The following is a 19207-nucleotide window of genomic DNA, read 5'->3' on the forward strand; positions in this document are numbered from 1 at the left end:
GTATATCTGCTTTATTATGAGGTGAAGAAGTGAAAGTTAAAATAGGTATAATCGGTCCAAGTGATTCCACCGAGAGAATCATGTTAGTAGGAAAAGAATTTAAGAATGTTGAATTGTTTTCTTTTCCATATACAGCACTAGAAGAAATCGATTTAATCATCAATAACAACAGGGGATCAGTCGATCAATGGATGTTTTCTGGTCAAGTTCCCTTCACATATGCAATTTCTCGGGATTTGTTGAAAAAGAATGAGGGTGGATTCGCTGAACTTTATGGCTCTAGTTTTCTTGGAACCCTTTTAGAAGCTCAAGTGAAGGAAGGAAAGATCCTCAAAACAGTTAGCCTTGATACAATCAGGCAAGACAGAATTGAGATGAACAAAAACTTTTTCTCCCTTCAAGCAATCAACTTCCACTCCTATTCCTATGAGGGGATTGTAGCCGTAGAAGACTTGGTTTCATTTCATCAAGAACTATATGAAAAGAAAGAAACCGAGGTTGCCTTTACTTGTATACAGGCAGTCTATAGAAAACTTAGGAAACTAAACATCCCTTGCTTTCGGGTAATACCGTCCGACCTTGCCATATTGTCTAGCTTGGAAATATTGATTGAACGGGCACATTCATTGCGATATAGAAAATCGCAGATTGCCATTCTAGGAATTGAAGTCATTCATACCAAAGCTTCGCTTGAAGAAATGCACTACTCTCATAAAATGAAAATTAAGGAGCTTGAGTTAAAAAGATTAATGCTCCGATTTGCAGAAGAGGTAAATGGTTCTTTTGTACAATTTGGTGACGGACTTTTCTTTCTCTTCACAACAAGAGGGGAGCTTGAGTGGCATATTGAAGGAGAGTCATTACTTCAATTGGTGGAAGATATCAAAGTGCAAAGTGGACTGAAAGTAAGGTTAGGACTGGGATTTGGTGAGACGGTACTGGCAGCAGAAGAAAATGTAAGGCAGGCGTTTCACCATGCTCGAGAACAGGATTCCTCTACACTAGTTTGTGTTAACGAAGACCGTGAAGTCACTGAATTCTTTGGCTCGTCCGACAAGCTTTCTTTTCAATCGCGCTCACTTGGGGAAGAGTGGGAAGAAAAGCTCAAAGATCTTACTATTAGTCCGACGATTGTTTCTAGAATAAAGTCATTGGCACATTACTATCAAAAAGATGTCGTCACATCACAAGACCTGGCAAGTTGGCTGAAAAGTACGGAAAGAAATGCAAGGAGAATACTTACTGAAATGGAACGGTCGGGCCTTATTAAAGTCTCCGGAGAAGAACAATCTGGACATCGTGGCAGACCGAGAAAAATATACAAACTATCTTTTTTGTGAGTGAAGGGGAAATCGTAGTTAGATTTCCCATTCTCAAAAACGGATGAAATAACTGAAAATTTATTATATTATAAATGGAACGAATGTTGCGATTGGAATTTATCAGTTATTTTCGGAATAAAAAAGGAACTATACCTAAAAGGAGTGAAAAAAATGAGTCAACTACAAACACAGCAAGAAAAATCTACCTCCATGCTTGATAGATTCTTAGGAGGCGTGGAACGATTAGGGAATAAACTGCCAGATCCTTTTATGCTATTTGTCTATTTATCTCTTTTTATCATTGGAATTTCCTTTGCAGTTAATCAGTTTGGAGTAACGGTTGAACATCCCGGAACGGGGGAAGAACTGGCTATTAAGAGCTTATTGTCAGGGGAAGGAATTGAATTCATTCTTACCTCGATGCTTACCAACTTCACTGGTTTTGCACCTTTAGGTCTAGTGCTGGCAATGATGCTTGGAATAGGGCTTGCTGATAAAGTGGGATTGATTGAAGCAGGGATCAAGAAGACCATATTAAATGCACCAAAAGCTTTGATTACCTATGCGGTCGTTGGTACTGGTATTCTAGGAAATCTTGCATCAGATGCAGCGTTTGTTATAGTACCGCCCCTTGCTGCCATGATCTTTTATACTGTTGGCAGGCACCCTCTTGCAGGGCTTGCAGCAGGTTTCGCTGGTGTTGGTGCCGGGTTTACAGCAAATGTCATAGTTGCTGGAACAGATGCATTATTATCTGGTATTGCGACAGAAGCCATAAAACCTTTTGACGAGTCGTTAATCGTCACACCTGTAGACAATTATTATTTTATGGTGGTCTCTGTATTCATTCTTGCGGTGGTAGGGGCCTTAATTACAGAAAAAATTATCGAACCGCGTCTTGGAACGTATAAAGGGAAAGTTGACAAAGAACTGGAAGAACCAAATCCCCTTGAAAGCAAAGGGTTAAGAAATGCTGTTCTGGCTGGACTTACATATTTAGTGTTGCTGGCAGTTGCAGTCTTCTGGCCTGAATCCATATTAAGAAATGAAGATGGTGGACTTGTGCCTTCCCTATTCCTTACTGCAATCGTACCACTCACCCTATTCTTTTTTATCGTGGTAGGGGTTGCTTACGGAGTAACAGTAGGGAAAATTAAAAATACTGCAGATGTGCCAAAATTGATGACAGAATCTATGAAAGATATGGCAGGATATATTGTCCTTATTTTTGCAGCAGCACAGTTTATCGCATACTTTAACTGGTCGAACCTTGGAATATGGATTGCTGTTAATGGAGCGGGATTCTTAGAAAGCATGAACTTGACAGGAATTCCAGGGATTATTGGTTTTGTTCTACTTGCGGCCGTATTGAACTTGATCATTTTCAGTGGATCTGCACAATGGGCTTTGATGGCACCAATATTTATCCCTATGTTTTGGATGCTGGATTATCACCCTGCATTCATTCAGGCGGCATTCCGTATTGCGGATTCCTCCACCAATATTATTACACCATTGAATCCGTATATTATCGTCGTCTTGGCGTTTATGAAGGATTATGATAAAAAAGCAGGACTGGGGACTTTAATAGCTTTAATGTTGCCATACAGTCTTATTTTCTTAGGTGTCTGGATCATATTACTGGTTATTTTTGCACTAGGTGGCATCCCAATTGGGCCAGGTGTAGAAATGATGATTAAATAAGTTTAGGAGTAGGCAAAAGTACTATTTTACGAAAATTATTCATGAAGTCTTTTACCCTCACATACCATATATAAATTTGGTTATGTGGGGGATTTTTATATGGTATCGAAGCAAATAACGGTCGCACTCGAATACGGACTTCATTCCAAACCAGCTCACTACTTTGTTGAAAAAGCAAGTAGTTTTGTTTCAGACATACGTGTAGTAAGACATAATAAGGTTATTGATGCAAAGAGTTACCTTGGTTTATTATCTCTTGGAATTTCTAATGGCAGTGTCGTGACAGTGAAAGCAGAAGGTTCTGATGAAAAGGAAGCAGTAGAATGGCTGACCAGGTTTTTAAAAGGGGAAGAAGTGTTGTACTGAGGATAGCAGGTGGATGCATGAGTCCATCTGTTTTTTGATTTTGAAAGGAAATTTTTACATTCCTCCAACGGACAAGTTCATGTTATACTCTTCGAATGAATATATGTCCATGTTTATGTATGGCATAAATGTGGGTAAATACCTTCGTATAACTGGAAATGGAGGAGAACACCATGAAAACTCGCGATTCCTTCTTTGATAATGCGAAGTTTATCTTAATTTTTCTTGTTGTATTTGGGCATATCATTTCTCCATATCGTGCAAATGATGAATGGCTTGTGTCCATCTACCATTTTATCTTTATTTTTCATATGCCCGCATTTATTCTATTAGCAGGCCATTTTAGTACCAACTTTCATAAAAAAGGCTATTATGTAAAAATTATTACGAGATTATTAGTGCCATATTTAATTTTACAGACAATCTACACGCTGTTTTACAGTCAGCTTTATGCAGATCCATCTATGACCTTGGAATACTTCACCCCAAGATGGGCGATGTGGTTCTTATTGAGTATGATTGCCTGGAAACTGATGTTGCCATTGTTTGGAAAATTACAGGCCAGATACAGTATTCCGTTGGCAATACTTTTAGGTGTCGTAATTGGATATGTAGATATCCCAGAAAGATTCTTAAGCTTGGATCGAACGTTTTATTTCTTCCCATTCTTTTTGATAGGGTATTATTTAACCAAAACAGACCTATTTGAGAAGTTGAAAAACGGTGCGTATCGAGTACATGCTTCTGCATTTCTTGTCATGCTGTTTGCAGCGATTTACTTTTTGTTAGGTGGAATTGATGGAGCAAGTATCCTTTATGGGACCTACACCTTCTCTTCTGTGACCGATATGTTGATGCGAATTGGCATATATGCAGGCAGCATGCTTGTAACCATTGCATTTTTCGCACTCGTGCCAAAAGATAAGTATATCTTTACTGGTATTGGAAGAAGATCGTTTTATGTGTATATCCTACACGGCTTTATCATTAAGTGGTTCTTTGAAACGAGCTTTGGTCAAGCCGTCAACTCGCCAGCAGGGTATATGTTGCTTCTGTTATTGAGTATTCTGGTAACGGTGGTAACAGGTAATAAATACGTGGTAAAAGCTATTCAGACACCTTTTGGGTATTTGAAGGAAAGCTTGTCGTTGAAAAATGGATAATTATTAATAGCCGCTCCAGTAACCTTTATGGTTGTCGGGGCGTTTTTTTGGTTTTCTGGGGGAAGTTGTAAAATAAGCGAATTGTGGAATAGTCTCATGCTTGTTGTTCATGGTCGTGATGAAGACCTCTGTGACGAGGAAAAAGGAGGAGCGAAGTGCTCATGGTGGATATGAAGACCTCGGTGACGAGGAAATAGGGGGAGAGAAGTCTTCATGGTTGTGATGAAGACATGAGTGACGAGGAAAAAGGGGGAGAGAAGTCTTCATGGTTGTGATGAAGACATGAGTGACAAGGAAAAAGGAATAGAGGAGTCCTCATGGTTGTGATGAAGACATGAGTGACGAGGAAAAAGGAGTAGGGAGGTCCTCATGGTTGTGATGAAGACATGAGTAACGAGGAAAAAGGAATAGAGGAGTCCTCATGGTTGTGATGAAGACATGAGTGATGAGTAAAAAGGAAGAGAGAGGTCCTCATCGCCGGTATGAAGAAAGAACTTAAAGAATACAGCCACTTTTTAAGTGTAGAAAAATGGTTCGGTCAAAATTCTCCTTGCTTCGGACATTTAAACCTTGAAAAACTGGAAGGTTCGGTCAATTCACTGTGATGTTCGGTCAACTTTTACCGGGGGTTCGGTCATTTCAATTTTTGGTTCGGTCAATTATCGGAAAACTTCGGTCAACTCTTCAAAAACTTCGGTCAACTCTGCAAAACTTTGGTCAACTTTCAAAAATCTTCGGACATTTGCTATGGACAGCTCCAAAATAACAAGCAAAATAACCTCAGTATCCTGCGCTGCCCAGTAGCAATAAATCCTTATTACTGAAAAGTCTTTTCCCATTCGCTCAGATGTAACACGCCTAATTCAGGTTTGGGTTCCTGATCAATTAGAGCAAGATACTCCAAGCTATTGCCGTCAGGATCTGAGAAATAATAGCATGCAGCGGGCATCCATGCGTGGACAACAGGTTCGCATGCGTCCAATCCAAAGCTTGGGGAGAGCGCAATACCTTTTGCATGTAAAAATTCTGGAACGCTTCTCAACTGTTCGAGCGAAACCTTAAATGCAAAATGGGAGCGAACAAACTCATGCTCATTTACTTCCCAAACTCCCAGCATCTGTTGTTTCTTTTCTGAATCCCCTAAAAAGAAAAATGCTACTCTCCGCTCCTCTAAAAAGTAAGCAAGCTCCAATCCCAGGCTTTTGTAGAATGATACCGCTGCATCTAAATTAACCGTTTTCACATGGGTTTCATATAATTCTGCATTTTTCATGGAAGTTACCTCCTGTTATTTACTAACTACATTTATTGTAGAAGGAGTCACTCAACTATACCTCAGGAATAAGTGCGAAAAACTAATACAACTTTAGACGTAAAAACACACAACCCTAAGGTTATGTGCTTTATCAAATTATTTTATGGAGTTTGCTTATTTAAATCTTTCGGAGCCATTTTGATACTACGATAGTTGTTCACAACCCAAATCCCTAACAGCGAGAGAACGGTTGACATTGTAATGATGGCAGGTAACCAATCGGTGATTCTTGCAATCAGACTATATAAAATTCCAAAACTGACCATGGTGAGAATCACACTGACAAAATGAACTTTTTCGTTGAGGAAGGCCATTAAACCTCCACCTGAAAAAACAAGCATACCTAACAAGAATAGCGCAATCATTGGAAAAAGATATTCCATGTCTTGCATAACCTCCGTTATGATGGTTTCTGTTTCTTTATGTATAGTATATCATAAAAATGAGAAAAGATTCAGATAACGGAGAGGAGGACGCTTATGAACATAAGACAAGCGGTAGGAGCGATTGTAACAATAGGCAATGAATACATATTAATACTAAAAACAAAAATAAATACGGCAGAAGGCAAAAAAGAAATCCAGGGTGAATGGGATTTTATCAAGGGAGGGGTAGAGAAAACGGATTCCTCTCTTTATGAAGCTGTTCTTAGAGAACTAAAGGAAGAAACCGGAAAGAACACCTTTTCTGTTATAAAAGAATTTGAAGAAAAAATAAGCTTTAAATTTCCTCAAGAAGTAGCGGACAGGATAGGATATCATTCCCAAGAAACAACCATGTTTCTTGTTGAGTATACAGGTGAGAACAAAGACTGGCTGCCACAAGATGACGAGATCAGTGAGATTAGTTTTTTCAAAAAAGAAGAAGTGCTAAAAAAGCTAGCTCACGACCAAACCAGGGAATTTTTCAAAACCCATTGTTTGAATTAGGATTGACAATAGGTAAAAGGGAAAATATACTAAAAGTGTAAGACTATACGAGAAAAGGAAGGTACAAGGTGCGATGTGGAATTAATCTATTTCTTAGGAGTGAACTCATGTGATTAGTAAAATGAGAAACCTGGAGAATTGGATTAGTCTGCCCATTTTTACCTGCCATAAGTATCGGAGTCTAGTTGCTTCACTATCCATAAATGGATTAGTGTTATTTTGTGATACTTACTTGTAGAATAGGCGTTGTTTGCATAGGCAATCGACTTTTCATTTAAACCTCTCCAGGATTATGGGGAGGTTTTTTGTGATGATTGATACTGTGGCTGCTCATTTATAAACAAAAACAATAATGAGGTGCATATGTATGACAGTGATACTACAAGTGAAACAAGTGAATAAAAGTTTTGGGGAAAGGGATATTTTGAAGGATATCTCTTTTGATATAAGAAATGGTGAAAAGATAGGTTTGGTCGGTTGGAATGGTGCGGGGAAGACCACGTTGATGAAGTTATTGATGGGTTCGATCCAACCGGATTCTGGAAGTATTACTAAATTTCAAGATTCATTAAAAATCGGATATCTGCCGCAAAGCACCGATTATACCGTCCATACTGATCAAGAAATGATGGAGGAGGCAAAAGACTTCTTACGTACAACAAGTGAGTTGGGTTTGGTTAAATCCATTACAAAAGAGGGAGCATCCTCGGATACCTTGAGCGGTGGGGAGAAACTTAAACTAGCTTTGGCAAAAATATGGTCGCAAACACCACAGCTTCTTTGTCTGGATGAGCCGACAAACCATATGGATATGAAAGGTGTAACCTGGTTAGTATCAGAACTAAGTAAGTTTGCTGGTGCAGCAATCATCATCTCTCATGACAGATACTTCTTAGATATGACTGTTTCTAAAATATACGAAATAGAAGACTGTAATCTATTGGAGTATGAAGGGAATTACACAGCCTATCGCCAAGAGAAACAGCGTCGTCTCGACCAGCAAACTCGTGACTATGGGAAGCAACAACGAAAAATAAAAATGATTGAAGATCAAGTTGCAAATTTGAAACAGTGGTCGGAAAAGGCGCATAGAGAAGCGGGGAAGAGGGATAACCCTGGAGAACGGAAGCAGATGGGGTTAAAAGAATTTGAACGTGTAAAAGCGAAGAAAAAAGATAATCAAATTAAATCAAAGACAAAAAGGCTGGAGCTTGAACTGTCCAAACATAAAGTGGAAAAGCCAAAGGAAGAAGTACAGGTCAAATTTGAATTTGAAGCGGATGGTAAAAGAGGCAAAAGAATTCTGGAGGCGAAAGGGCTAACCAAGCAATTTGATGATCGACTCCTATTTGAAAAAAGTCATTTTTATGTGAAGCACGGGGAGAGAATTGGGTTAGTTGGTGAAAATGGGGCAGGGAAAACCACTTTTATCAAAATGCTGTTGGATCAGGAAGCTATCTCAAGAGGTTCCTTATGGAAAAGTTCTTCTTTGAAAATTGCCTATTTGAGCCAGGAAGTCAGTGATTTACCTTCCAATAAAACCGCAATGGAATATTTAGACCTAATTGGGTGGGAAAGTGTTTCCAAGGCACGCACCATATTTGCAAATATGGGAATGCAAGAAGAAAAGCTTACCAAACCACTTAATACCTTGAGCCTTGGTGAAAAGACGAGGGTCAAGTTGGTTCACATGATTATGCAGAAATATGATGTCTTAATCCTGGACGAACCGACCAATCATCTGGACTTACCAAGCAGAGAACAGATGGAGGCTACTTTGTCTACGTTCATTGGCACGCTCATCGTTATCTCTCATGACCGCTATTTTATTGAGAAGCTATGTGACAAACTGCTAGTAATTGAAAATAATAGAATCAAACGGGTGGAAACAGGCATAAAAGAGTATGAAGAGAGTAAAGGGGTGCAGGCGTCATCTTCTGAAAAAGAAACCAGAGAAAAGCTTGCGATTCTGGAGGCCAGGATTACCGAATTATTGGGGAAAATCAGCATGGTAAGTAAGGATAGCGAAGAATATTGCCATATTGATACTGAGTTACTCCAGTTAATGCAATTAAAAAAAGAATTGGCGTAATAAGTGAGGAGGCTGACATTAGGAACAATAATAGCTTAATGTCAGCCTTTATCATTTATCATCATGTAGCTGGGGGAGCAGAGCTGTGTTGTGAACTTCTTCTTTTCTGAATGGCGTTCATTCCCATTACAACTGCTACTAATTCTTCTGTCTCTAAGTCGGTTGTGTAGTCGGATAATTCAAATGCCGCTGCTTCAAATAAGCTATCTGTTCTCTTGAATTCTGCAGCCAACTCATCGTTTTCATCAAAAAGTGTATATTCCCTTGAAAATGCAGGGCTTTCCAAGCGATAAATTCCACGACCGTGGGCTTTGTATTCATAAATGGATTTGAAGAATGCAAAACGTTCGCGAAGTTCTCCTAACTCTTTTTCTTCATAATCCTTTATATACCACTTGTTCGAGAAAAAACCGAAACTTCCGCTTAAAATAATTTTCCCGTCAGGAGCTTTGATATCTACAGCAGCAGAAAAAGCACTCCTTAAATCTAACTTTCCAATAATTTTTTGACCCTCATTAAATATCTCCGTTTCTCCAGAAGAGAAGAAGTTATCTGAAAAATAGACTGTCTTTTTCATTCGCTGTTCCTCCTTTATTTTATATCTATTTATACGAATAAGAATTCCGAAAGTTTCAGTTTAGTCTCAATTTCTGTCCAGAATATATGGTGTTGGAGGAAAGCTCATTAAGTTCTTTTAAGGCAGCAACGGTTGTTCCGTATTTTTTAGATAACGAATACAAAGTGTCCCCTTTTTTTACTGTGATGGTGAAGCTTTCAGGAGAAGGGGAAAGGTAGAGTTGTTGGCCGATCTTTATGGTGTCAGAAGTTAAGTTGTTCCAGGCTTTCAATTGTTCTACCGAATTATTGGACTTTTTGGCTAAAGAGTAAAGGGTATCCCCTTTTTTGACTTCCATGATGACAGGAGCTTTCACCAAAAGTTTTTGCCCGATATAAATATTGTTATAGGTTAACAGGTTCCATTCTTTTAACTTCTTTACGGTAGTTCCGTGAGTTTTTGCAAGAGAGTAGAGGGTGTCCCCCTTTTTCACCATGATGTCTGTTGCTTCTTTTATAATGAGTTTCTCACCAGCAATAATCTTGGAACTTGTGAGATCATTCATCTTTTTGAGTTCATCGATCGTGACATCGTATTTCTTTGAAAGACTGTACAGTGTATCCCCTTTTTTAATGGTGATTATTTCATCAGTACTTGAAGCAAAAGCAGGTTCATAAGATGAGAACCCAAGTGCACCCGATAGACCAAGGGTAATGGCTAATGCAAGAATGACTTTTTGATGTTTTTTCATGTTGAACACTCCATTTTAAAATTTTGATTACACTTACTTTGACGTAGTTGGTTGAAATTTGTCGCTTGTACATGAAAAATAGTTAAGCCCATTTTTAAGAGGTGGGTAAAAAACAAGAAGAAGCCTGCGATGACAAACATCGCAGGCTTTCTAATGCATGGGTTAAGTTCTTGTTTTCCAAGCATTCAACACATTTTGTTCTTTTTCTTTATGAATTCCAGCTTTTCGCTCTTCGTCTTCTTTGGATGTCATCCAATCTCGGACATCTTTTACTGTTTCTTCTACGGAACGCACTTCCAATCTGTGTTGCAGAGCTTTTTCAATACTTATGGAGCTAGCGCCACGCCAAGGTTCACTGCCTTCTACTAGTGGATGCTCTTCTGGTATCCAAAGTGGCATTTCTGTCCACGGTGCAACTTGTTGTTCCAATAAGAAGCTTTCATCTGCCCAGACAAATTCAGCATCTGAACCTGATACCCGTTTACATGTGGTAAGGAAATGCTCCATTGTGAGTGGTGTTGTCGGTCCAGTTACGTTAAAAGTACCTGTTATTTTTTCATCTGCCATTTTAAGGATCCACAGTGCCATATCTCTAGCATCAATATATTGGATTTCTCTTTCCTTTCTGCCTGGTGCCAACACTTCGCCACCTTCAGCTACGCGGTTAACCCAATAGGAGAAGCGATCAGAATAGTCATGTGGACCAACCAGCAGTCCAGATCGGACATGTAAAACCTTATTGGGCATATTCTCCTCTGCGGCGCGTTCACTCTCTGCTTTCAAAGCACCATAATGGGCATTGATTTCCTCTTGTGTTCCGTAACCGATCTCTTCTATTTGTTTTTCTGTGAGAGATTGAACGGGATAATCCTCTTCAATGTTAGATGGAATCCAATCTTTGTAAACCGAAATGCTCGAAATGAAAGTATAATGGTCGACTTTATCCGCGAGCACCCTCGTTGATTCTGCTAAAGCTTTTGGGGTAAAGCCGCATGTATCTATTGCAACATCCCATTTTCCAGTTTCAAGAAGTGATAGGTCTTTATTGCGATCTCCTACAATACATTCAACCTGCGGAAACAAATCTACATGATTACCACGATTGAACATCGTCACTTCATGACCTTGCTTTAACGCTTCTTCTACGATAAATCTACCTAAAAACCGCGTACCGCCAATCACTAAAATTTTCATATGTAGGCCTCCAAGAATAGGTTATAGTAAGCTAATTCTCTATAACAGACAAAAAATCCTTTTTTTGTACTTTTACGCAATCTTTTCTTTAGGAATTCTCCTGAAATACCACTTAAGAAGAGGCGGGACAACAATAATAATGAATAACAGACGTATTAATTGCAAAGAGCTGACAACAGCAGGATCTCCCCCTACAGATGTTGCCGTTAACACCATTTCAATGAGCCCACCTGGTGCTACACTCAAGATGGCGGTTGGCAAATTTAAGCTCGTCATCGCTGCGAGAAGCGTTCCAAGTCCAAAAGAGACCAAGATTAACGTTACTGTCAAACCAAAATAAACAACGCAATATTTGCCCCCAAGTTTTAAATCTGCAAATGCTATTCCTTTTCCCATTCCAATCCCTACAGTAACCTGCGCAAGTATTAATAACACAGGAGGAAGAGTGGCCATTTCTATCAGGGTTATGTTAAAAAGGGCAGTCAAGGCAAGTGGAATGATAACAATGCCTGCTGGAACTTTATTTTTGAGAAGTACCCCACCCATTATTGCTGGAAGGAACCAAAGATAGTGCCATCCCCCAAATTCATACGTGCTTCCTATAGTGGCCGTAACATCCTGACCGATCCCATTAGACGAAAAAGTATGAACGACAATAAAAGGAACCAAGAACAACACTGTAAGCAACCGTACTGTCTGGAAAATGACGACCAAGGAACTTTTCGCATTCAATGATTCACTTGCAACCACCATTTCGGAAAGACCCCCAGGAATCGAACCGAATACACTCGTAATTTTATCTACAGATATCCATCTTGTAACTAGAATACTGTTCATTATACTCACAGCAACCAAAGCAATGGTGGATAACACATAAGGAAGTATGTAAGGTGCCACCGTCAATAGAGTGTCTTTTGTAAAATAAAGGCCGAAAAACAATCCAAGAACAAGAAACCCACTCTGTTTTAAAGGATCCGGACAGTATACCTTCCGCCTTGAAAAACCTTGATAAAGCATGATGAAAGACAATGCCCCGAGAACCCACGGCAGAGGCAAGTTAGCAAGGTAAAATAGATATCCTCCAAGGCCGCCTATTATATATGCTTCTATTAATCTTAGTATAGGTATATTTCGCATAGCTAAAGACCCCTTTATTTGAATAAAGCAATTGTAACATATTTTAGGTGTCTGATGATGAAGTGGACATCCTTCAATCGCCAGATCCATAATTTTTGGTGAATCCGGGAAAACTTCTTCCATTGACACCGGCCTCCAAAAGTCATAAAATACTAAAGTTGATTTAGTAAGAGGCACGAAATAAATAATAGGAAGAAGTGACATTATGGCACCTGAACAACGTAAAAAAATGATTATTTTGATGATAAATATGTTTATTGCAGTGGGAAGTTTTGGAATAATTATTCCTATTCTCCCAGCATACCTGGATTCCATCGGGGAAGGGGGATTGGCTGCGGGGTTAATGATTGCCATCTTTGCAGGTGCTCAGTTTCTCATGTCACCATTGGCTGGAAAATGGGCGGATCAATACGGCCGACGAATTATGATTATACTCGGTTTAGCCGGTTTGACCTTGTCCATGTTTGTATTTTATGGATTTGATTCTGTATGGATGCTTTACTTCTCACGTGTTATTGGTGGAATAGGAGCAGCGTTGTTAATACCTGCCCTATTTGCTTATGTAGCTGATATCACTACAATGGATCAGCGTGCAAAAGGAAACAGTTACATTTCCGCTGCCATGTCGCTTGGTATCGTGATTGGACCTGGAATTGGCGGGTTCTTGGCTGATTTCGGATTAAAAACTCCATTGTTGGTATCTGCTTTGATCTCACTAGTGGCAACTGTTTTCTCTATTCTTGTGTTAAAAGAAAGCAGAGAGAAAGAGACGGTTATGGCACAGGAGGAAAATCCAGAGCCAATGATCAAAAAGCTGGCACTTTCTGTTAACAAACCGTATTTTATACCGCTAATTATAACGCTTGTGATGAGTTTTGGATTGATGGCATATGAGTCTGTTCTTGGGTTATTCATAGATAATCAGTTTGGCGCAACACCGCAGGAAATTGCCGTAATGATTACAGCTACGGGTATAATCAGTGTAATTGTGCAACTCTTTGTAGTAGATCGAATTGTACGTGCGATAGGAGAAGGCAATGTATTAAATATCTTCTTATGCGTTGCCGCAATCGGTTTCTTGGTATCGTTATTTGCTTCAAGCTACGGTGTATTCTTTGGAATCACCTTGATTATTTTCTTGGCAACTTCTATTTTAAGACCTGTCATCAATACCTTGATTTCGAAATTGGCGGGAAATGAGCAGGGATTTGCGATGGGGATGAATAACGCGTACATGAGTATTGGAAATGTATTAGGACCCACACTTGCAGGGTTATTATATGATGTAAATATCATTTACCCATTTGTACTCGGACTATTAGTTTTAAGTGTAACAATACTTGTATCTTTTACATGGCAATCAAAACAAAAGAAAAGATTGGCTCAAGTGGAAGCGAATTAATTTCAATTAAGGAAATTCAGACTGCCTATTTACTTTTAGATAAAAATACCATATTATAAATATTGTAATAAAAAACGAATGGAAGCGAGGGATGTTTTATGAAGAAGTTAATTGTATTAAATGTTATTCAATTAAATAATGAAGCACAGCCCTTGCATAGAAATCGTTAAACTAATCTGTTCTTTTTCTGATGAGATAGTAGATTTCCATGGGGCTGTGACGTAACGTCTCATGGTTTATAAATGTTTTTGCAAAAGACCGTGCGAGCGGTCTTTTTATTTTGCCAAAAAAATTATCTACTTTCCATTAGGAGGAAAACACATTGAAAAGAAATCAATTAGGTTGGAATGAATTTTTAAATAATGCTTTTATTGAATATGAAGAGCAAGGATACACAGTGGGCAGAGTGATGCTCGAACATAAAAGATTGTACAGAGTGGAAACGGACCACGGTGAGTCCCTGGCGGAAGTGTCGGGAAAATACCGGTTTGAAGCGGTAACTCGAGAGGATTACCCGGCTGTAGGGGATTGGGTTGTATTAAGTGAACGTCAGGAAGAAGGCAAAGCTACGATCCATGCTTTGTTACCAAGGTTCAGTAAATTCTCAAGAAAAGCAGCTGGATTAACGACGGAAGAACAGATTGTAGCAGCAAATGTGGATACTGTATTTCTAGTGCAATCCTTAAACTATGATTTTAATCCAAGACGATTGGAAAGATATCTAGTAATGGCATGGGAAAGTGGCTCTAATCCTGTGGTGGTCTTAACGAAGTCAGATTTGTGTGAAGATATTCCCGATAAAATTGCCGAGATGGAAGCTGTTGCCTTTGGTGTTCCAATTCATGCGGTAAGTGTGAAGGAAGAAACGGGATTAGAGGAACTGGCAACATATTTTGGTGAGGGGAAAACAGTTGCCTTACTTGGTTCATCAGGAGCAGGGAAGTCCACATTGACGAATTATCTACTTGGGGAAGAGAAGCAACTTATTCAAGAAGTTCGAAGTGATGATGATAAAGGAAAACATACGACAACATACCGAGAATTGTACATGTTGCCCACTGGTGGCCTTGTGTTGGATACTCCTGGTATGAGGGAGCTTCAATTATGGGAAGCAGATGGCGCAATCAGTCATAGTTTCCAAGATATCGAAGAACTGGCAGAGCAGTGCTATTTCCGGGATTGTAAGCATGCTAATGAGCCAAAGTGTGCGGTTCAAGGTGCTATAGAAGAAGGTACTTTGGCTGCTGGTAGATACCAGAGCTATGTAAAGTTGCAGCGTGAACTTGCATTCTTGGAAAGAAAAAATGATAAACGTGCTCAACTTGCAGAAAAAGAGAAGTGGAAGAAAATCACCTCTGGAGTACGCGGCGGGAAAAAGAAATAGGGAGGAAGCCACAAGGTGGGAGTTTGGTGCCTTGTGGTTTTTTAACATACAAAAAAACCAGAGAGTAGTCACCCTCCAGCTTTTTAAGCAGTAATTCTAATCTTATCGACACGTTTCATAAAAGAAACGGCAAGATCATTAAACTTATCACTTTCCTCAATGTTACATACATGGCCACATTTCTCAATGAATTCTAATGTGGAGTTTTCTTCCTGTTTGACATATTCCTTCGTATTGCTTAAAAACATATGATCTTCAGAACCGGAAATATATAGCTTCGGAATTTTGTTCTTTATTGCTTTCAACCGATCGTAAGTGGTATAACCGTTCAGACCAGAGAGGACCCATCCTAAATAGGTTTCTTTGGAAAGTTTATAGGCCTCTTTAATGAAAGCTTTTCTTGAATCTGAGTGATTCTTCTTAGGTAGCAGTACCCGTGCAAAGATACGATAAGGTACCATGTGGGGCAATATTTTTCTCAGAGGGTAGAATACGGACATTCGGCAAAGAAACTCGCCCCATTTTTTCAGTTTTGGAGTTGCGCCGCCAAGTACCATCGATTTAATGACAGAAGGCTTACGGAGCGCAATTTCCTGCATGATAATGGTTCCAAGTGAAATACCAACAAAGTGAGCGGATTCAATTTTTAATTTGTTCATAATCCCAATCGTCTGTTCAGAGGAATACTCAAATAGATCTACGCCACTTGGATATGGAGACTTTCCGTGACCAGGCAGATCTAATAAAAGAATATTATATTCAGCGCGGAAAGCTTTAAGCTGCTTATAAAAAATGGAAGAATTCCCCCCAAACCCATGAAACAGCACAATCCACTCTTTCGATGAAGAATGAGTAAGCGTTTTATAATACATAATAGTCCTCACTTATTTTGCATATTTCAAATCAACAATCAATACCCAAAAAACCAAATAAAAAAACTTGTAATACCAAGTATACACATACCACACCAAGATTCTCAACCTGCAAATTCTTACTATTTTGTGAAGAATGAAAAAAGGGGTCTGACCCCTTTTATTCATTTTTTGCATAAATATTCTTATTCTAGTAAAGTTTTTGTTTTTGTGGTGGTTTTCTGGAAAGTTATAGAAGTTTTGTGGGTTTGTTTGGTAGAATAGTAGGTAAATTGGTTTTAGATGGAGGTTGGGATAATGATAATACCAGCAAAACTAAAAATTGGAGATGAAGTTAGGGTTATTGCACCGTCCACTTCTCATTCTATTCTTTCAAAGGAAAATATTGAGTTGTCGACACATAGACTAGAACAATTGGGACTAAAAGTGACGTTTGGTAAGCATATCAATGAATGTAACAGTTTGATGACATCATCCATAGAATCTCGAATTGAGGATCTTCACGACGCGTTTAAAGATAATAATGTAAAAGCCATATTAACTTCAATCGGAGGGTACCAGGCAAATCAACTATTATCCTATATTGATTTTGATTTGATTAGAGATAATCCAAAGATCTTTTGTGGGTACTCTGATATTACCGCGTTGGGCAATGCCATTTATGCCAAAGCAGGACTAGTCACATACTCCGGAGTTCACTTTTCTTCATTTGGCATGATGAACGGCTTTGAATATTCTCTTGAATACTTTAAGAAGATGTTACTTGAAGATGCTGGTTCTTCGTTTGAGGTAGAAAAGTCTTCTGAATGGAGTAATGATGCGTGGTATATGGATCAGGAGAATAGAAAGTTTTACTCTAATGAAGGATATCTTGTTATTAATGAAGGAGAATGCGAAGGCACAATAATTGGCGGTAATCTATGTACGTTGAATCTTCTTCAAGGAACCGAATTTATGCCAAACCTTAAAGGTTCTGTACTCTTTCTTGAGGATGATAAATTAACGTGCCCGAAAACGTTTGACCGTGATTTGCAATCCCTCATCCACCAAACTGGCTTTAATGATGTAAAAGGAATTGTGATAGGCCGTTTTGAGAAAGTGTCCAATGTTACAAATGAATTGATTAAAACAATCATTCAAACAAAAGAGGAGCTTTCACATATTCCAGTTGTTGCAAATGCAGATTTCGGCCACACCAGTCCGATGTTCACTTTTCCGATAGGAGGGAATGTAAAACTACAAGTGAAGAAAAACGACGTGAAAATTACATTGCATACGATATAAATGAAACACTTTACTAAGAACATACGTAAACAAAACATCTACATAAAAAGGAGATGATATTTTTGGACTTATGGTTAGCGGTTACCATTATTGCCTGTGCATATTTTTTATTTGAGGCAATCAAAGGATTTTCACCACAATCCAACAGCAGAAATCCGATAGATAAAATATTTGATGAGGAAGAAAATCTTTTAGTGAAAGAGCAGGATTTGCATTCACATATTGGTTTAACGAAAGAAGAAACGAGGGCGCTCCTTTACCAATACCCAGAAATCCCTAAACTTGATATTAGCGGAAGATACTATTATTCTCCTGAACAAGTAAAAGGCTGGATTAAGAAGCAAATTTCATAAGCTGATAATGTAGATTATAAAGGAGGGCCTGTGCAGATGTTTAGTACTTATACCGATCCGGAAGCTTATATGGATGGATCACTCCTTTTTTCAGCTTCCCACATAATCAGTTTATGCGTAACTTTAGCACTCCTTCTTTTTCTGTTTTTATTTAGAAATAAACCATGGATGAAGCGGGTAGGCAGGTGGTTGATCATCTTGGGCCTGGCTGGCTCTGAGATATGGCTGAACTATTGGTATTTTTCCACTAACATGTGGGATATCCGATACACATTACCCTTCCAGTTATGTTCTATAAGTTCATACCTTTGTGTATGGATGCTTCTGATGAAGCAGAAATGGGTATTTGAAGTGGTATATTTTCTCGGTGTCGGCGGAGCGCTACAAGCTTTGCTTACTCCAGAGTTGTTTTATGACTTTCCTCATTTTCGATTCTTACATTTTTTTATAGCACATATATCTATCATTCTAGCTGTATTTTATATGCTATGGGTTGAAAAATTCCAAGTGAAGTTCAAGTCCGTTTGGAAAGCTTTTGGTGCTTTGAATGTTATTGCATTAGTGGTGTTTTTGGTGAACAGGTTTACGGGTGGGAATTACATGTTCCTCGCAATGAAGCCTACTAATGCTAGCCTCATCGACTTCTTGGGTCCTTACCCTTGGTATATTCTTACACTCGAACTGGTCGTACTGATAATCTTTTTACTTTTATATGCTCCATTTTTGATTAAAGAAAAAACGAAATCAAAGAGGCGTGTAAATGCCAAACTTTAATACAAAAACCGCCCCCAATCAAACTATGGGAGCGGTTCTTTTAATATTTCCTAATCGTTTTCATCACATATTTATATACGCCAAAAAAGATAAGAGAAAATGCAGCAACAATTATTATATCAATTAAAATTCCCACTTAAGCAATAACCTCCGACAAAAGCACTTTTACCACCATTCTATCCACAACTCCTTCAAGTTGCAAACCATAATGTTACAGGATGATTATTTGTAATTTGTTATTTGTAATAGTCCTGTCACATTGCCGTTTTTCGTCATACTATGTAGAAAAACGAAGGGAAGATACAGATGGGAAGTATAAAGAGATTTTTATTAATGTACGTCGTAATCTTGGGTTTATTTTATGGAATGTTTTCAATTTTAACCTATAACAGCATTCAAATTAAAATAGAGAAACTTGAAGTATTGGAAGAGCAATATCTTGAAAAAGATGCGCAAGGGGAGGTTCCGTATTCATTTAAGCAACAGTTTGCAAAGGAATATCATGAATATGATCGCCTACAAAATAGACTTCAATCCTTTTGGATGAAGTGGGTATTTGACTTTCCTGAATTTAAAAAACCTTAAGAGTTAAAAATGGTACATTATTCC

General features: G+C 38.6%; 19 protein-coding genes. 12 read left to right on the forward strand and 7 right to left on the reverse strand.

Annotated elements, in window-relative coordinates; all coding sequences use genetic code 11:
- The first annotated feature begins 29 nt into the window (after positions 1-29).
- From M313_RS0103350 to M313_RS0103370, 4 genes are all read left to right on the forward strand, one after another.
- Positions 30-1340 (forward strand): helix-turn-helix domain-containing protein, encoded by a 1311-nt coding sequence (locus tag M313_RS0103350; protein WP_010192447.1) that lies wholly within the window; start codon positions 30-32, stop codon positions 1338-1340.
- Between the two features lie 153 nt (positions 1341-1493).
- Positions 1494-3026: an AbgT family transporter gene (locus tag M313_RS0103355; protein WP_010192450.1), complete on the forward strand. Its 1533-nt coding sequence runs from the start codon at positions 1494-1496 to the stop codon at positions 3024-3026.
- Between the two features lie 99 nt (positions 3027-3125).
- Positions 3126-3392, forward strand: coding sequence for an HPr family phosphocarrier protein (locus M313_RS0103360; protein WP_010192452.1), 267 nt, complete (start codon positions 3126-3128; stop codon positions 3390-3392).
- 173 nt (positions 3393-3565) lie between these two features.
- Positions 3566-4555 carry an acyltransferase family protein gene (locus M313_RS0103370; protein ID WP_010192456.1) on the forward strand — a complete coding sequence of 330 codons (990 nt, stop codon included), beginning with the start codon at positions 3566-3568 and terminating at the stop codon, positions 4553-4555.
- Positions 4556-5372: 817 nt separating this feature from the next.
- Here the strand turns inward: M313_RS0103370 and M313_RS0103385 are convergent.
- A complete protein-coding gene (locus M313_RS0103385; protein WP_010192461.1) occupies positions 5373-5828 on the reverse strand; it encodes a VOC family protein in 456 nt (151 codons plus the stop codon).
- Positions 5829-5971: 143 nt separating this feature from the next.
- The gene (locus M313_RS0103390) at positions 5972-6253 is read right to left on the reverse strand and encodes a hypothetical protein (RefSeq protein ID WP_010192462.1); all 282 of its coding nucleotides are present in this window, start codon (positions 6251-6253) and stop codon (positions 5972-5974) included.
- Between the two features lie 96 nt (positions 6254-6349).
- Between M313_RS0103390 and M313_RS0103395 the strand changes: the two genes are divergently transcribed.
- Together M313_RS0103395 and abc-f are read left to right on the forward strand one after the other, a co-directional pair.
- Positions 6350-6799, forward strand: a complete 450-nt coding sequence (locus M313_RS0103395) for an NUDIX hydrolase (protein WP_010192465.1) — start codon at positions 6350-6352, stop codon at positions 6797-6799.
- A gap of 367 nt (positions 6800-7166) precedes the next feature.
- Complete coding sequence (abc-f, locus tag M313_RS0103400) at positions 7167-8891, forward strand: ribosomal protection-like ABC-F family protein (protein ID WP_010192467.1); 1725 nt, start codon at positions 7167-7169, stop codon at positions 8889-8891.
- A gap of 61 nt (positions 8892-8952) precedes the next feature.
- On the opposite strand, the gene M313_RS0103405 is transcribed toward abc-f, so the two are convergent.
- The 4 genes from M313_RS0103405 to M313_RS0103420 form a co-directional block, all read right to left on the reverse strand.
- The gene (locus M313_RS0103405) at positions 8953-9468 is read right to left on the reverse strand and encodes an LURP-one-related family protein (RefSeq protein ID WP_010192469.1); all 516 of its coding nucleotides are present in this window, start codon (positions 9466-9468) and stop codon (positions 8953-8955) included.
- A gap of 55 nt (positions 9469-9523) precedes the next feature.
- Positions 9524-10198: a LysM peptidoglycan-binding domain-containing protein gene (locus M313_RS24465; protein ID WP_010192472.1), complete on the reverse strand. Its 675-nt coding sequence runs from the start codon at positions 10196-10198 to the stop codon at positions 9524-9526.
- 162 nt (positions 10199-10360) lie between these two features.
- Complete coding sequence (locus M313_RS0103415) at positions 10361-11392, reverse strand: SDR family oxidoreductase (RefSeq protein ID WP_010192474.1); 1032 nt, start codon at positions 11390-11392, stop codon at positions 10361-10363.
- 72 nt (positions 11393-11464) lie between these two features.
- Positions 11465-12529 (reverse strand): AbrB family transcriptional regulator, encoded by a 1065-nt coding sequence (locus tag M313_RS0103420; protein ID WP_029326314.1) that lies wholly within the window; start codon positions 12527-12529, stop codon positions 11465-11467.
- 205 nt (positions 12530-12734) lie between these two features.
- Here M313_RS0103420 and M313_RS0103425 point away from each other — a divergent pair, with 205 nt between their 5' ends.
- Both M313_RS0103425 and rsgA read left to right on the forward strand, forming a co-directional pair.
- Complete coding sequence (locus M313_RS0103425; RefSeq protein WP_010192479.1) at positions 12735-13931, forward strand: MFS transporter; 1197 nt, start codon at positions 12735-12737, stop codon at positions 13929-13931.
- A gap of 322 nt (positions 13932-14253) precedes the next feature.
- On the forward strand, positions 14254-15315 hold the full coding sequence (gene rsgA, locus M313_RS0103430) for a ribosome small subunit-dependent GTPase A (RefSeq protein ID WP_010192482.1): 1062 nt from the start codon (positions 14254-14256) through the stop codon (positions 15313-15315).
- A gap of 83 nt (positions 15316-15398) precedes the next feature.
- On the opposite strand, the gene M313_RS0103435 is transcribed toward rsgA, so the two are convergent.
- Positions 15399-16187 carry an alpha/beta fold hydrolase gene (locus M313_RS0103435; protein ID WP_010192483.1) on the reverse strand — a complete coding sequence of 263 codons (789 nt, stop codon included), beginning with the start codon at positions 16185-16187 and terminating at the stop codon, positions 15399-15401.
- Between the two features lie 300 nt (positions 16188-16487).
- Between M313_RS0103435 and M313_RS0103440 the strand changes: the two genes are divergently transcribed.
- The 4 genes from M313_RS0103440 (at position 16488) to M313_RS0103460 (ending at position 19183) form a co-directional block, all read left to right on the forward strand.
- Positions 16488-17471 carry a S66 family peptidase gene (locus M313_RS0103440; RefSeq protein ID WP_029326316.1) on the forward strand — a complete coding sequence of 328 codons (984 nt, stop codon included), beginning with the start codon at positions 16488-16490 and terminating at the stop codon, positions 17469-17471.
- 62 nt (positions 17472-17533) lie between these two features.
- Positions 17534-17824, forward strand: coding sequence for a hypothetical protein (locus tag M313_RS22570; protein WP_010192487.1), 291 nt, complete (start codon positions 17534-17536; stop codon positions 17822-17824).
- 69 nt (positions 17825-17893) lie between these two features.
- On the forward strand, positions 17894-18598 hold the full coding sequence (locus M313_RS0103450; protein WP_029326317.1) for a YwaF family protein: 705 nt from the start codon (positions 17894-17896) through the stop codon (positions 18596-18598).
- A gap of 333 nt (positions 18599-18931) precedes the next feature.
- On the forward strand, positions 18932-19183 hold the full coding sequence (locus tag M313_RS0103460; RefSeq protein WP_010192496.1) for a hypothetical protein: 252 nt from the start codon (positions 18932-18934) through the stop codon (positions 19181-19183).
- The last annotated feature ends 24 nt before the right edge of the window (positions 19184-19207 follow it).

The sequence above is a fragment of the Bacillus sp. m3-13 genome, assembly GCF_000175075.1.
Lineage (GTDB): Bacteria > Bacillota > Bacilli > Bacillales > Bacillaceae_I > Sutcliffiella_A > Sutcliffiella_A horikoshii_C.